The organism is Chryseobacterium herbae (assembly GCF_025154075.1).
GTDB lineage: Bacteria > Bacteroidota > Bacteroidia > Flavobacteriales > Weeksellaceae > Chryseobacterium > Chryseobacterium herbae.
The window spans coordinates 524,929-538,755 of the sequence record NZ_JAOAMU010000003.1 but is presented as its reverse complement, the minus strand read 5'-3'; the positions used below and the strand labels follow the sequence as shown (position 1 = coordinate 538,755).

The following is a 13,827-nucleotide window of genomic DNA, read 5'->3' as shown; positions in this document are numbered from 1 at the left end:
ATGCAAGAAAATTTTTCCCTAAAGCCTTACAATACATTCGGCGTTGACGTCAAAGCAAAATACTTTATTGAAGTACAAACCCTTGAAGAATTAAGGGATGCCATCCATTATTCTAAAAATCATGATCTTCATATTTTATTTTTAGGCGGAGGAAGCAATATTCTTTTGACTAAGGATTTTGAAGGTCTTGCGATTAAGCTTAGTTTAAAAGGAATTGATGAAAAAGATCTGAATGACAACGAAATTCTGGTAACGACAAAAGCAGGAGAAAACTGGCATGAATTCGTGATGTACAGCCTTGAAAAAAATTATGGCGGACTGGAAAACCTTTCTTTGATCCCGGGAAATGTAGGCACTTCACCGATGCAGAATATCGGAGCTTACGGAACGGAAATCAAAGATATTTTTGTCAGTTGTAGTGTTTTAGACCTTGAAAATCTTGAGCTTAAAACATTCAACCTTGAAGATTGTCGTTTCGGGTACAGGGATTCTATTTTCAAGCAGGAAGGAAAAGGAAGATATGTGATTTTGGAAGTTACTTTCAAATTAACCAAAAAGGATCATCATATTAAAACTGAATACGGAGCAATAAAAACTGAACTGGAAAATCTGGGAATTTCTCATCCCACTATTCAGGATGTTTCCAAAGCAGTAATTAACATCAGACAAAGCAAATTACCTGATCCAAAAGAAACGGGAAATGCGGGAAGCTTTTTTAAGAACCCGACTATTCCTTTGGCACAATTCGAAGATCTGAAAAGGAAATTTGAAAATATTCCAGGTTATCCCAACGGAGATGTGGTAAAAGTTCCAGCCGGATGGCTCATCGAACAATGCGGATGGAAAGGAAAACAAATTGGAAACGTCGCTTCGCACAAACTTCAGGCCCTGGTCATCGTGAATGCTACGGAAAATGCTACGGGAAAAGAAATTTATGATTTTTCCACAGCGATCATCAATTCCGTACAGGAAAAGTTCGGGATAGAACTGGAACGCGAGGTGAATATTTTATAATACAGAAGCTGTTTTCAAACCTATTGGAAGCAGTTTTTTTATGAATTGAGCGTCATCAAGGAATAAAAATATTATTTTAGCTAAAAAAAAGAGCACAAACATGAAAATAGCTATTCTTGGAGCCGGAAATATGGGCCTTTCCTTTTCTAAATCATTTTTAAAATATGAACTGATTAAGCCGCAGGATCTTCATCTGATCACACGAAGTGAGTCCAAAATCTCTAAAATAGCAGAAGAGTTTCCAAAATCTCAGATCTCTACTTTTGAAGAGACTCATGAGCTGGATGCCGATCTTATCATCATCGCTGTAAAACCTCAGGATTTTCAGCATGTAACCCAGAATTTTCAGTTTACATTAAAAGAAAATCAGATGGTTCTTTCTATTATGGCCGGGATCAAAATTGAAAAAATCCAAACCTTACTCAACCATCCTCTTGTCGTAAGAGCCATGCCGAACTCTCCTACCCTTCTCGGAATGGGAATTACAGGTTATACCGCTGCAGGAGGCATTTCTTTCAGCCAGCTGATCAATATTGAAAGACTATTAAATAGTACGGGAAGATCAGTCTATCTCGAAAACGAAGACCTTCTGGACGGCGTTACAGCGCTTTCAGGAAGCGGACCTGCTTACTTTTATTATATCGTGGATGCAATGATAAAAGCCGGTGTAGAAATGGGTATCGATGAAAATCTTTCTAAACTGTTTGTACAGCAAACGATGCTGGGTGCTTATCACCTGATCAACAATTCTGACAAAAGCCTTGAAGAATTAATTAAAGACGTAGCTTCCAAGGGCGGAACTACTGAAGCCGCTTTGAAAACTTTTGAAGACAACAGCTTTAAAGACATTTTAAAAAACGGAATTTTAAATGCTGAAAAACGGGCTAAAGAACTAAACGGCTAAATTTCTTTTCGATCAATTTACAGAGTAACCATCCCAGATAAACACCGAAGGTATTCAGAAGAATATCATCCACTTCAAATATGCCCATTCTTGTAAAATACTGGAGCGCTTCAACGATGACAATGGAAGAAATAAAGGCATACAGCAGCGTTTTCAGATCTTTAAACTGAGGAAAAATCCAGCCCAGAAACCCAAAGGGAATAAACATCACTACATTACCTAAAACAATAATCACAACATCCTTCCACCCGATCGTATTATGGATAAACTCGAGAGTAGAAAAAATAGGTTCCACGGTAATCAGATGATCATCATACTGAAATCTGCCCATACCCCAAAACATAAGGTAGAGCAAAAACAGCATGTACGGAACAATAATGATTTTGTAAAATTTCTTTAACATCAAGTGCAAATTTATTCATTTCAAAAACATTAAATTTGTGTGTTAAATTAATTTAATGAAATACATTTTACTTACCCTCATTTCAGCAATGCTGCTGTCTGTTTCCTGGCCTACCTACGGAGTTCCGTTCTTTATATTTATTGCCCTTGTTCCGCTTCTGATGATGGAACACGGCATATCAAAATTTTCAGCTTACAAAAGAAAAAGCTGGATGGTCTTCGGACTCTCCTATCTTTGTTTTGTAGTCTGGAACATTGTGACGACCGGATGGCTGTATGGCGCAAAAAATCCGGATGGAAGCCATTCTATGATGGCGGTTGTATTTCCTGTTCTGGTCAATTCCTTTCTGTACTCCCTTGTTTTCCAATGTTATCACTGGTACAAAAACGCACAGGGAACGTATTGGGGATTAGGATTTTTGATTGCGATATGGATGAGTTTTGAAAAATTCCATCTGAACTGGGAACTTACCTGGCCATGGTTGAACTTAGGAAATGTATTTTCAGATTATCCTAAATTAATACAATGGTATGACACTTTGGGAGCCACCGGAGGAAGCTTCTGGATTCTTTTAGTCAATGTATTAATTTTCTATACCATAAGAACCTGGGAAGCCGGAAGAAAAAGGAGAGACCTGATCAGAAATGTATCTATTGTAAGCGCACTCATCATCCTTCCGATGGTTATTTCAATAATTAAATACAATAACTTCAACGAAAAACCTTCCGGACAGGTCAATGTTCTGATGCTGCAGCCCGATCTTGATCCTTATGCTGAAAAGTATTCAAAGGACAGCCTTACCATTGAAAATGATCTTTTAACATTAGCTGAAAGCAATTCCAAAGGAAAAATAGATTATTATATTGCCCCTGAAACAGCTCTACCCGGAAGAGGCTCGATTTCTGAAACTGCTTTTGAAAAGAGCTTACTTTTAAACAATATCAAAGGATTTTTAACCAAACATCCCGGCGCTGTTTTCGCAACCGGAATTTCTTCCCACCGTTTTTACAAAAATCAGGAAAAGATGCCGAAGGAAGCCTATCAGCTCAATCCCGATCTTTGGGTAGAAAGCTACAATACGGCTATTCAGGTTGCTCCACTGGAAAAGGTTCAGGTATATCACAAAGGGAAACTGGTTCCCGGAGTTGAAATATTCCCTTATATAAGTGTTTTAAAGCCTCTTCTGGGCGATGCCATGCTTAACCTGGGTGGAACTGTCGCTTCTTTGGGGATAGACGAAGAGAGAAAGTCATTTGCCAATCCTTACAACAAAGGCAGAATGGCACCGGTCATCTGCTACGAGAGCATCTACGGTGAATTCACTACAGATTACGTGAAAAAAGGAGCCAATTTCATGGGCATTATGACCAATGACTCATGGTGGGGTGTTACGGAAGGGCACAAACAGCTTCTTTCTTATGCAAAACTGAGAGCCATTGAAACCAGAAGAGAAATTGCCCGCGCCGCCAACAGCGGTATATCAGCCCACATCAATGCAAAAGGAGAAATAGTAGCTGACACATTCTACGGTGATAAAACCGCCCTATTCGCAAAAGTGAATCTGTATGAAACCATGACTTTCTATACGAGAGCCGGAGATCTGTTATCAAGATTTTCCATTTTTGCATTAGGCTTTTTATTGTTTTACTTTTTGATTGAGAAGTTCAGGAGTAAGATGAAGAAGGCGTGATTTTTTAAACACTAATGTTTTGCACAAATCAACACAAGAGGTTTTATAAAACTAATTAATCACAAGGGGGCTTCGAGAGCCTCAGCCCCCAGAAATATTTGTTATCAGTAATACTTTGTCATCAAAATTATAGTCATAATGATGTAAGCATCCTATAAAGGGGGCTGAGGCACTCGAAGCCCCCATTCATTATATCAAAAAATTAAACACTTAAACAAAAGCACTTTACCCAGCCGGATAAAGTGCTTTTTTGAGATCAGTCATCAATCTCTACGATAAAAAAATAGAAAAGCCAGCTGGACGTCTGGCTTTTCTTACTAATAGAACTTTTCAGTTTTATTTAATGATCAATTTTTGAGTGGTTATCTCATTTTTAATTTTCAGTTTTAATAGGTACACTCCTTTTGTAAGGTGTGATATATTGACAGACTGATCGTTGTTCAAAACAATATTTTGTTTTCTGCCATCCATAGAATACATTTCAACATCCGAAACTTTTTCGCCTTTGATGAATACTTTCTCAGACGCCGGATTCGGGTAAATGGAAACCTGACTGTTTACAGCAACATCACGCGTTCCCAATGTACCCTGCGTAGAAGCATCAGAAAATACTTTTGAAGCATCGATAGATTTTACACTCCAGTACACATTCTGAATGGAAGAATCAAGATCCAGAAACCATGATGGTGTTGTCACCACATATTTCGCAAGATTGGCGGCTCCGGGTGTAGATCCTACTTTAATCTCGTATCGAAGGGCATTTGCAGGTGTCTTATCATCAGAGGCACCACTCCAGGAGAATTTAAAACGGTTTCCTGTTTTTACTACATTAAGGACTGCGGGAGGTACAGGTTTCAGATTAACTTCAGTAGAAGTATTTTTGAAGAATTTGGTAAGTGAAGGCATGCCCGGATCTGCCCAATCAAATCCGGCCAATAGAACATCCAGATGGTGGTCATTGTCAAAGTCAAGTAGATTCACAAAACCCGGACCTCCTAACGTATGCAGCCCTGTAGGTATATTTTCAGTAAAATTTTGATTCGAAGGAGTATATAAAAAAGTTTTTACAACGGCATCATTATTACTATCATTTCCGGAAACGATAAAATCATAATAGCCGTCATTATTCACATCACCCGTAGTGACAGATGAATCTGCAATCTCTGCGACATTTATCTTCTGTAAATTTAAATGTCCGGTTCCATCATTCATGAGCACAGCAAGAAATCCATCATAACTCGTATCCTGGCCAGTAATAACTATATCCTGGAACCCGTCTGCATTGAAATCTGCATACTCCATTTTTCCACTCGTAAGCGCTGTGAAATCCTGTGAAAGCGTCAATGTTCCTGACTGATTCAGAAAGACTTTACAAATAGGATTATCACCATCAGCTACTCCAAGAATAACGAGATCAAGAAAGTTGTCATTATTAAGATCTACAAATTTGAAACTTCCGTTCTGCGTTCCCGGGTGCCAAGCTTTCGTGATTTCAAAATCAGTTCCTGTATTTCTGTAAAAATCAACATTATTGACAAAACCGGTTCCTTCTACATATTGAGTTCCGTTGATGGCATAATCTACTTTACCATCATTATCAAAATCAAAAGCTTCCAGAGATCCATAGATTTTTCCGGCAAGATCTGCTTCTTTTACAAAACCGGTTCCGGTATTTTTAAATCGGTAATGTTTATAGTTTACAATATCATTATAGCTGAGTCCCGTAGAAATAATATCCATAAGACCATCATTATCAAAATCCATGAACTTGATATCTCCCAGATGGGTTGCATTGGCTCCCAGATTGGCATAAGGCACCAGTGAAGTCCCGTTATTTTTATATACTTCGTTAAAAGATGTATCTACGTTTCCATCACCATCGCTGTCAATAGCTCCGTTGATCACCACATCCTGCTTTCCGTCATTATCCATATCAGCCACATCAGCTGATCCATAGTAGAAATTCTTCATACCAGTCTGGATTTCAGTATAGTTCTGAGCCATCAGCCCAACGGGAATCATAGATAAAAGAATACAGATCCTCTTCATGTTATTTTTATTTAGATTAATTAAAAACAAAGGTAAAGTATTCGGATTTGCTTTTAAGAGAAAGCTTACATGAAATATATCAGTCACTTGGCTCAGCGTGTCTCGGGATTTATTTTATTTTAAAAATCATGATTATTAATCAGTCAGTTATTTGTAAATATTTTCCAAAAGATTTGTCTATATAAAAAATTCTTCGTTATTTTGCACTCTCAAATATTATACAAATAAGAACATCGAGATATGTCAAGAATTTGCCAAATAACAGGAAAGCGTGCAATGGTTGGTAACAACGTTTCTCACGCTAATAACAAGACGAAGCGTCGTTTTGAAATTAACTTATTAGAGAAGAAATTTTACCTTCCGGAGCAGGATAAGCACGTAACACTGAAAGTATCAGCTCATGGATTGAGAGTGATTAACAAGATTGGAATCGAAGAAGCTATTGAAAGAGCTACTAGAAACGGATTGATTAAAAAGAATTAATAAATCATGGCAAAAAAAGGAAATAGAGTTCAAGTAATCCTTGAATGTACAGAGCACAAAGAGAGCGGTATGCCAGGAATGTCTAGATACATTTCTACTAAGAATAAAAAGAACACTACAGAGAGATTAGAGCTTAAGAAGTACAATCCTGTTCTTAAAAGATCTACCCTTCACAAAGAAATCAAGTAATTTATAAATATAATTTACCATGGCAAAGAAAGTAGTAGCAACCCTACAAAGCGGGCAGTCAAAAAAAATGACTAAAGTTGTGAAAATGGTTAAGTCATCTAAGTCAGGTGCTTACGTTTTCGAAGAAAAAGTAATGAATGCAGACGAAGTAGACGGTTATTTGAAGAAATAATCTCCACTTTATTTACAATATAAAAAACTACTCATATTTTGGGTAGTTTTTTTGTTATCTTTGTTCACCAGATTATTAATCAATTCAATATACACCAATATGAAAAAGATTCTTGTTCTGGTTTTCACAGCAATTTTTCTATTTTCATTCGGTCAGAAAAAGATGAACAATGTAGAATACAAAAACTCGGCGGAAGTTTTTACCATTAAAGGATTGTCACAATCAACAAGCATTGACTGTGGAAATTCCAGAATGATATTACTGTCCGGACAGGTTCCATTGGATGCTGCAGGAAATCTCGTAGGAAACGATGTCGAGAAGCAGACCCAACAGGTTTTTAAAAACATTGAAAGCATCCTGAAAGAATATGGAGCAACAGGAAAGGATATTGTAAAACTGGGAATATTTATCACTGACATTTCCAAAACGCCAGACTTTAGAAAAATCCGTGACTTATACATCAACCTTCAAAATCCTCCCGTGAGCAGCCTTGTGGAAGTAAGCCGTCTTTTCAGAGATGACGTACTGATAGAAGTAGAAGCCACGGCAGTTATAAAAAACAAATAAGAATGAACTATGAGTTGGTTTAAAAATATTTTCAAAAAAGAAGAAAAAGAAACTTTAGATAAAGGTCTGGAAAAATCTAGCCAGGGTTTCTTTGAAAAAATGACGAAGGCCGTAGTCGGTAAAAGCAAAGTAGATGATGAGGTACTGGATAACCTGGAAGAAATACTTATTGCATCTGACGTAGGCGCATCCACAACCATCAAGATCATAGAAAGGATTGAAGAACGTGTTGCCCGTGATAAATATGTAGGTGTCAATGAACTGGATGATATTCTTCGTGAAGAGATCTCGCGACTTCTTCTTGAAAATCCTCACGCAGGAACAGGAAATATAGACAGTTCTAAAAAGCCCTACGTTATTATGGTAGTCGGCGTAAATGGCGTAGGAAAAACAACGACTATCGGGAAACTGGCTCACCAGTTCAAATCCGAAGGCAGAAAGGTTGTCCTTGGAGCGGCAGATACCTTCAGAGCGGCAGCTGTAGACCAGTTGGTCATCTGGAGCGAAAGAGTCGGTGTTCCTATCGTTAAACAGGATATGGGCTCAGATCCCGCTTCCGTAGCTTTTGATACCGTTCAAAGTGCCGTAGCACAAGATGCAGACGTAGTGATTATAGATACCGCAGGAAGACTTCACAACAAGATCAACTTGATGAACGAACTTTCCAAGATTAAAAGAGTAATGCAGAAGGTGATTCCTGACGCCCCGCATGAGATCCTGCTCGTTCTTGATGGCTCCACAGGACAGAATGCATTTGAACAAGCAAAACAGTTTACAGCAGCCACAGAAGTGAACGCATTAGCCGTAACAAAATTAGACGGAACTGCCAAAGGCGGTGTTGTCATAGGCATATCAGATCAGTTCCAGATTCCGGTAAAATATATCGGGGTGGGCGAAAAGATGACGGACCTCCAACTTTTCAATGGTACGGAATTTGTTGACTCATTCTTCAAGAAAAGATGATTTAGATCATGTTTTCCCTTAACTTAGCAAACAAATCAATACATATTAACATTTAAAAAATTTGCAACTATGGGAATTTTAACATGGATTATATTCGGGCTACTGGCTGGAGCTATCGCAAAAATGATTATGCCGGGTAACCAGGGAGGCGGCTGGCTGATCACCATTATACTAGGGATCATCGGAGCTTTTTTGGGTGGTGCAATAGGAGTTTATATTCTTCACTGGGGAGACGTTACTTCATTCTGGAATCCAAGAAGCTGGATTCTGGCTATCGGAGGTGCTTTAATCGTGCTCTGGATCTACGGAATGGCTACTAAGAAAAGCTAATACAGCAGATAAAAAATAAAATCCCGGAACTGAAATTCAGTTCCGGGATTTTTTGTACAATATAATTTAGTTTAGTTGATCTTGATCTGGTAAGGCATTTCCATTTTCACCTCAGACTTTAGTTTCTCATCTGTGATCTGCTGAAGAATCTCATAGTTGGCTTTACCAATTTTATTTTTGATGATTCTTGCAGAGATATCCTCTTCGTTCAGGTCTTTGAAGATCTGCTCAAATGGAGTCATTCTTTTCGGATAAGAGGAAATATGGTAAGATTTTAACCCTGCTTTCTGAGCGGCAAATTTCACAGCATCATTCAATGTTCCTAATTCATCCACAAGACCGATTTGCTTGGCACGAACACCACTCCATACTCTTCCACCTCCTACATTGTCGATCTGCTCGAAGGTCTGCTTTCTGTTTTGAGTCACAAAATGCACAAATCTTTTATAAGTTCCTTCTACACTTCTTGTGATCAGATTTACTCCGTAAGGTGTAACCCCGTTCAGTGCAGAATAATATTGAGAATTGGCATTGGTAGCGACAATATCTGAACGGATCCCATTTTTGTTCGCAAGGTCTTTATAATAAGGAATCACTCCGAAAACTCCGATAGATCCCGTCAGCGTATTAGGCTCTGAATAAATTTTATCCGCTGCCATCGCAATATAATATCCTCCGGAAGCTGCATAGTCACCGAAAGACACGACCAAAGGCTTTTTCTTTTTCAACTGCTGAAGTTCAAATAAAATTTCATCTGAAGCATTGGCACTTCCTCCTGGAGAATTGATTCTGAAAACAACCGCTTTCACTTTTTCATCATCCTGAAGCTCTTTGATGTATTTCACATATCTTTCTGAAAAGATATCATTGTAGCCATCACCATTGTTAATTCCTCCTGAAGCGTACAGTACAGCTACTTTCTCTCCAGACTTATCTTCGTCTGCATAAGAACTGATATAGCCGGATAATGACACCTTATTCAGCTTATCTTTTTCTTTAAGACTAAGCTTTGATTTGATCATCTGATCATATTCCGTTTTCTGGATCAGTTTATCAGCCAGTTTATATTTTAATCCTAATTCAGGAATCATTCCGTATAAACTATCAACAACCGTTTTGAACTGAGCGGTGTCAATCTTTCTTGAAACGGCCATTTTAGTTGAAGTACTGCTCCAGATATCATTTAAAAGAGTACTTAACTGCTCTTTATTTTCCGGAGAAATATCATTCCTTAAGAAAGGTTCTACCGCAGACTTGAATTTCCCATGTCTGATCACTTCAATCCCAATACCGTATTTATCAGCAAAATCTTTAAAAAATGCAACTTCAGTAGCCAATCCTTTTAATTCTATCATTCCTGATGGATTAAGATAATACTGATCTGCCACAGATCCTAAATAATAAGCAGACTGCGAAACAGCATTACCGTAAGCATACACAAATTTTCCACTCTTTTTAAAATCTTCAATAGCATTTCTGATATCATCAATCTGGGTCATTCCGGCATGCAGATCGTCAGCTTCTATACTTATCCCTTTGATATTATCATCGGTTTTAGCCTTTTTGATAGCTTCCAGAACGTCATACAAAAGAACACTTTTGCTTTTATCGCTGATATTGAACAATCCCACTTCTTCTTCTGTAGGGCTGTCTATTATATTAGTCTTTAAATTAATCGTCAGAACAGAATTGTTTTTCACAGACACCGCTTTGTCATTCCCCATGGAACTGAACACAAGCATCATGATGAAAAAGACGAAAAATACGGCACATAATAGGACAATTGCCACTATATTTGCCAATACATTTTTAAAGAAACTTCTCATAAATCAATCAATTTTCCAATATGTCGCAGCATAGGGTCGTTTTGTTACTAGGGAGTAACCTGGGAGACCAAAAAAAAAATTTAGAGCTTGCCTTAGAAAAGATCAGGGAAGGCGGAAATGAAATATCACAAACCAGCGAATTTTTAATAACAGAACCTGTAGAATTTGTCAGTTCTAATATTTTTTGTAATATTGCATCAATAATATTCACGCATCTTTCGCCTATTCAACTGCTTGATTTTGTTAAAACTATTGAAGTTGAAATGGGAAGAATTAATGATTCAAAATCTTCTGGAGGCTACAGCGATAGAATAATAGATATTGACATCATTAAATATAACGATTTGAATTTCAGATCCGAAAGATTGGAAATACCTCATCAAAAACATTTGTTTGAAAGAGATTTTTCTAAAATATTATTGAAAGATTTTATCTAAATAAAACATAAAACATATATGAAATTAGGTTTATTATTATTAGCCATACTGCCTATCACGGCTTATGCCCAGGATAGTACTGCAGTAAATTCTTCTGGTGAGTATCCTAATACCTTCTCTTCGGGTTCCGCTAATGTACAACGCTTTGACAACAAAGCCAGACGTTTCAACGACTGGTCTATCTCCGTGGGTGGGGGTGCTGCTTTTATGGCACATTCTGACCTTAGCTCTTTTTATGACAAAAAAGTTAACTGGGGATATAATGCTTATATAAGTATTGACAAGCAGATTACACATGTATTCGGATTAAGCCTTATCTATCAGAGAGGAGAAACGAAACAGAAAGCAATGCTTGATGGAGCTGCAGGTGCAGCAGCAGGTGTTGGAACAGCGACTACGAAATATAACCAGCTTGCCTTAATGGGAGATGTAAACTTTTCAAATTTATTGAGAAGAGTTGACAACCATTCTCCTTACAGATGGGCTTTCCACGGTTATGCAGGTATTGGATTCCAGGGTTATGACACCTCTCTTCATGATGGTAATGAATTCAGATGGAGCGACAGTCCTAAAAGAGTTCCTCTATTTATCAAACAGGATTTTGATATTAACTCCCTATTCTATCAGTTCGGTGTAGGATTGAAATACAACATTTCAAAACTTATCGATATCGAAGCCAGAACGATGTATATCATAAGTGGCGACGACGAATTTGACGGAGGCGGATGGGCTGAGGCCAACGACTATGATCCAGCAACTGCCGGTTCAAAGTATAATATGATCTCCGATTCAAGGTCTGACAATGCATGGACAGTAAACCTAGGGGTAACGTTCAAGCTTGGAAAACAATTATCTCACTTAACGTGGCATGATCCACTTCAGGAAGCATATTACAGAACCAGCGTTCTCGAAAATGCATCTCAGGATCTTGTGGTATGTGAAAAAGGTGATGCAGATAATGATGGTGTATGCGATGATTGGGACAGACAGCTTGATACTCCTGCAGGCGCAAGAGTAGATGGCGCCGGTGTAGCTTTAGATATGGATCTTGACGGTGTTATAGATCTATACGATAAGTGTGTAACCGTTCCTGGACCAGTTGAAAACAACGGATGCCCTACCAAATAATACAATGAAAAGCAGTTGAAAGACTGCTTTCTTCAGTTGAAGAAAAAAAATTTTAATACATAAATACATGATGAAATTAAATTTAGCTGTTGCTGCATTAGCACTGGCGATTCCCTTCGTTAGCTATGCACAAGACTCTACGGCAGTTTCAACAGGAGAGTATCCAAATACATTCTCTTCCGGTTCTGCTAACGTTTCCCCATTTACCAATCAGTCAAAAAGATTTAATGACTGGTCTATTTCAGCAGGTGCGGGCGTACCACTGATTCAGTCTGCAGATCTTACTTCTATCAAGAATGGTAATGGGAAAAACCTTTTCGGATACTCTGCTTATGTAAGTATTGACAAAGCAATTACCCATGCTTTCGGTTTAAAGTTACAATATGACAGAGGCGAAACAAGACAGGGATGGTTCAATACGAAAGATGCTGCCCCCGATGCGAAAGCTGTAGGAGCAAGAACTCAGTATGATGCAATCTCTTTAATAGGAGACATCAACTTTTCTAATTTATTGAGAAGAGTTGACAACCATTCTCCTTACAGATGGGCACTTCATGGTTATGCAGGTGTTGGTACTATCGCATACAGAGCATATCAGAAAGATATTAAAGGACAGGTTTTAGCTACTGAAGTAAAACCATTCAAGTTTGGATCTATGTTTATGCAGGCTGGTGCTGGTTTAAAGTATAAAATCAACAAAAGACTTGATCTTGAAGGTAGATTAATGTATGTAGTTACCGGTGATGATGAATTCGATGGAGGTGGTGACAAATACAGTACAATCAACAGACGTGAAGAGCAGGTATCCGACAACTTCTTCAATGCTACTCTAGGTCTTTCACTGAAACTAGGGAAACACGAATCTCACTTAATGTGGCACGACCCGCTTCAGGAAATCTATTACAAACTTGATGTTTTGGCTAATAAAAACCAGGATGTAGAAGTATGTAAAAAAGGTGATGGTGATAATGACGGAGTTTGTGACGATTGGGACAGACAACTTGATACTCCAGCAGGAGCTAGAGTGGATGGTGCCGGTGTAGCTCTTGATACTGACCTTGACGGTGTCATCGATCTTAATGATAAGTGTGTAACGGTTCCGGGACCTGTAGAAAACAACGGATGCCCCATTGTAAAAAAAGTAGATAATAACCAAACTGCCATAGAAATAGAACAAAATCTTAAAGATATATACTTCAATTTCAACAAGGCAACCATCAGACCCGAATCTAACGACAAATTAGATCTGGCGGCCAAAATCATTAACGATAAAGGAGGTAATTACCTATTAACGGGAAATACAGACATTAAAGGAAATGCTGCATACAACCTTAAATTATCCAGAGAAAGAGCCGCTGCAGTAGTAGCCGCTTTGGAAAACAGAGGAGTAAGTCAGAATGTACTGAAATCTAAAGGAGTAGGTTCAGCTGAAGCTGTAGTTCCTGCAACTGCATCTGATGCCGAAAGATTAGCAGACAGAAAAGTTACGGTTCGTTTTATAGAAAGCACAGATTGGGATTCTATTAAGAAGAAAGATTATGAAGATGCGCCCGTAAAAAAACCTATTAAAAAGAAGAAAAAATAATACTTACATATTAACCGAAAAGAGCAATTCTTTTCGGTTAATTTTTTTACTACGAAATATTTTACCTACCTTTATATTATTTTTCAG

General features: G+C 38.0%; 15 protein-coding genes. 12 read left to right on the top strand and 3 right to left on the bottom strand.

Annotated features, from left to right (window positions below; all coding sequences use genetic code 11):
- Both murB and proC read left to right on the top strand, forming a co-directional pair.
- Entirely contained in the window at positions 1–1,014 is a 1,014-nt protein-coding gene (murB, locus tag N0B48_RS12450; RefSeq protein WP_259839109.1) for a UDP-N-acetylmuramate dehydrogenase, read from the top strand.
- Between the two features lie 100 nt (positions 1,015–1,114).
- Positions 1,115–1,918, top strand: a complete 804-nt coding sequence (proC, locus tag N0B48_RS12445) for a pyrroline-5-carboxylate reductase (protein ID WP_259839108.1) — start codon at positions 1,115–1,117, stop codon at positions 1,916–1,918.
- Here proC and N0B48_RS12440 read toward each other — a convergent pair.
- A complete protein-coding gene (locus N0B48_RS12440) occupies positions 1,899–2,321 on the bottom strand; it encodes a VanZ family protein (protein WP_259839107.1) in 423 nt (140 codons plus the stop codon). The two genes, proC and N0B48_RS12440, sit on opposite strands and share 20 nt — an antisense overlap.
- Positions 2,322–2,376: 55 nt before the next feature.
- Here N0B48_RS12440 and lnt point away from each other — a divergent pair, with 55 nt between their 5' ends.
- Positions 2,377–4,011: an apolipoprotein N-acyltransferase gene (gene lnt, locus N0B48_RS12435; RefSeq protein WP_259839106.1), complete on the top strand. Its 1,635-nt coding sequence runs from the start codon at positions 2,377–2,379 to the stop codon at positions 4,009–4,011.
- A 336-nt stretch (positions 4,012–4,347) separates the two neighbouring features.
- On the opposite strand, the gene N0B48_RS12430 is transcribed toward lnt, so the two are convergent.
- Positions 4,348–6,060: a T9SS type A sorting domain-containing protein gene (locus N0B48_RS12430; protein ID WP_259839105.1), complete on the bottom strand. Its 1,713-nt coding sequence runs from the start codon at positions 6,058–6,060 to the stop codon at positions 4,348–4,350.
- Between the two features lie 240 nt (positions 6,061–6,300).
- Here N0B48_RS12430 and rpmB point away from each other — a divergent pair, with 240 nt between their 5' ends.
- From rpmB to N0B48_RS12400, 6 genes are all read left to right on the top strand, one after another.
- Positions 6,301–6,543 (top strand): 50S ribosomal protein L28, encoded by a 243-nt coding sequence (gene rpmB / locus N0B48_RS12425; RefSeq protein ID WP_002976757.1) that lies wholly within the window; start codon positions 6,301–6,303, stop codon positions 6,541–6,543.
- A gap of 6 nt (positions 6,544–6,549) precedes the next feature.
- Positions 6,550–6,732, top strand: coding sequence for a 50S ribosomal protein L33 (gene rpmG / locus N0B48_RS12420; protein WP_027373683.1), 183 nt, complete (start codon positions 6,550–6,552; stop codon positions 6,730–6,732).
- Between the two features lie 19 nt (positions 6,733–6,751).
- Positions 6,752–6,904, top strand: a complete 153-nt coding sequence (locus N0B48_RS12415; protein WP_002976755.1) for a DUF4295 domain-containing protein — start codon at positions 6,752–6,754, stop codon at positions 6,902–6,904.
- Between the two features lie 99 nt (positions 6,905–7,003).
- On the top strand, positions 7,004–7,471 hold the full coding sequence (locus N0B48_RS12410; protein WP_259839103.1) for a RidA family protein: 468 nt from the start codon (positions 7,004–7,006) through the stop codon (positions 7,469–7,471).
- A gap of 9 nt (positions 7,472–7,480) precedes the next feature.
- On the top strand, positions 7,481–8,434 hold the full coding sequence (gene ftsY, locus N0B48_RS12405) for a signal recognition particle-docking protein FtsY (protein ID WP_259839102.1): 954 nt from the start codon (positions 7,481–7,483) through the stop codon (positions 8,432–8,434).
- A gap of 69 nt (positions 8,435–8,503) precedes the next feature.
- Positions 8,504–8,764 carry a GlsB/YeaQ/YmgE family stress response membrane protein gene (locus N0B48_RS12400; RefSeq protein WP_259839101.1) on the top strand — a complete coding sequence of 87 codons (261 nt, stop codon included), beginning with the start codon at positions 8,504–8,506 and terminating at the stop codon, positions 8,762–8,764.
- A 71-nt stretch (positions 8,765–8,835) separates the two neighbouring features.
- Here the strand turns inward: N0B48_RS12400 and sppA are convergent, their stop codons facing one another.
- The gene (gene sppA / locus N0B48_RS12395; RefSeq protein ID WP_259839100.1) at positions 8,836–10,590 is read right to left on the bottom strand and encodes a signal peptide peptidase SppA; all 1,755 of its coding nucleotides are present in this window, start codon (positions 10,588–10,590) and stop codon (positions 8,836–8,838) included.
- Positions 10,591–10,610: 20 nt separating this feature from the next.
- Between sppA and folK the strand changes: the two genes are divergently transcribed.
- From folK to N0B48_RS12380, 3 genes are all read left to right on the top strand, one after another.
- A complete protein-coding gene (gene folK, locus N0B48_RS12390) occupies positions 10,611–11,027 on the top strand; it encodes a 2-amino-4-hydroxy-6-hydroxymethyldihydropteridine diphosphokinase (RefSeq protein WP_259839099.1) in 417 nt (138 codons plus the stop codon).
- A gap of 18 nt (positions 11,028–11,045) precedes the next feature.
- Positions 11,046–12,155, top strand: a complete 1,110-nt coding sequence (locus N0B48_RS12385) for an OmpA family protein (RefSeq protein WP_259839098.1) — start codon at positions 11,046–11,048, stop codon at positions 12,153–12,155.
- 70 nt (positions 12,156–12,225) lie between these two features.
- Positions 12,226–13,740 (top strand): OmpA family protein, encoded by a 1,515-nt coding sequence (locus tag N0B48_RS12380; protein WP_259839239.1) that lies wholly within the window; start codon positions 12,226–12,228, stop codon positions 13,738–13,740.
- Positions 13,741–13,827 lie beyond the last annotated feature (87 nt).

What these genes read in the sequence shown, in the direction of transcription:
- murB (WP_259839109.1), top strand. Translation starts at nt 1, where the DNA reads ATGCAAGAAAATTTTTCCCTAAAGCCTTACAATACATTCGGCGTTGAC.
- proC (WP_259839108.1), top strand. Translation starts at nt 1,115, where the DNA reads ATGAAAATAGCTATTCTTGGAGCCGGAAATATGGGCCTTTCCTTTTCT.
- N0B48_RS12440 (WP_259839107.1), bottom strand. Translation starts at nt 2,321, where the DNA reads ATGTTAAAGAAATTTTACAAAATCATTATTGTTCCGTACATGCTGTTT.
- lnt (WP_259839106.1), top strand. Translation starts at nt 2,377, where the DNA reads ATGAAATACATTTTACTTACCCTCATTTCAGCAATGCTGCTGTCTGTT.
- N0B48_RS12430 (WP_259839105.1), bottom strand. Translation starts at nt 6,060, where the DNA reads ATGAAGAGGATCTGTATTCTTTTATCTATGATTCCCGTTGGGCTGATG.
- rpmB (WP_002976757.1), top strand. Translation starts at nt 6,301, where the DNA reads ATGTCAAGAATTTGCCAAATAACAGGAAAGCGTGCAATGGTTGGTAAC.
- rpmG (WP_027373683.1), top strand. Translation starts at nt 6,550, where the DNA reads ATGGCAAAAAAAGGAAATAGAGTTCAAGTAATCCTTGAATGTACAGAG.
- N0B48_RS12415 (WP_002976755.1), top strand. Translation starts at nt 6,752, where the DNA reads ATGGCAAAGAAAGTAGTAGCAACCCTACAAAGCGGGCAGTCAAAAAAA.
- N0B48_RS12410 (WP_259839103.1), top strand. Translation starts at nt 7,004, where the DNA reads ATGAAAAAGATTCTTGTTCTGGTTTTCACAGCAATTTTTCTATTTTCA.
- ftsY (WP_259839102.1), top strand. Translation starts at nt 7,481, where the DNA reads ATGAGTTGGTTTAAAAATATTTTCAAAAAAGAAGAAAAAGAAACTTTA.
- N0B48_RS12400 (WP_259839101.1), top strand. Translation starts at nt 8,504, where the DNA reads ATGGGAATTTTAACATGGATTATATTCGGGCTACTGGCTGGAGCTATC.
- sppA (WP_259839100.1), bottom strand. Translation starts at nt 10,590, where the DNA reads ATGAGAAGTTTCTTTAAAAATGTATTGGCAAATATAGTGGCAATTGTC.
- folK (WP_259839099.1), top strand. Translation starts at nt 10,611, where the DNA reads ATGTCGCAGCATAGGGTCGTTTTGTTACTAGGGAGTAACCTGGGAGAC.
- N0B48_RS12385 (WP_259839098.1), top strand. Translation starts at nt 11,046, where the DNA reads ATGAAATTAGGTTTATTATTATTAGCCATACTGCCTATCACGGCTTAT.
- N0B48_RS12380 (WP_259839239.1), top strand. Translation starts at nt 12,226, where the DNA reads ATGAAATTAAATTTAGCTGTTGCTGCATTAGCACTGGCGATTCCCTTC.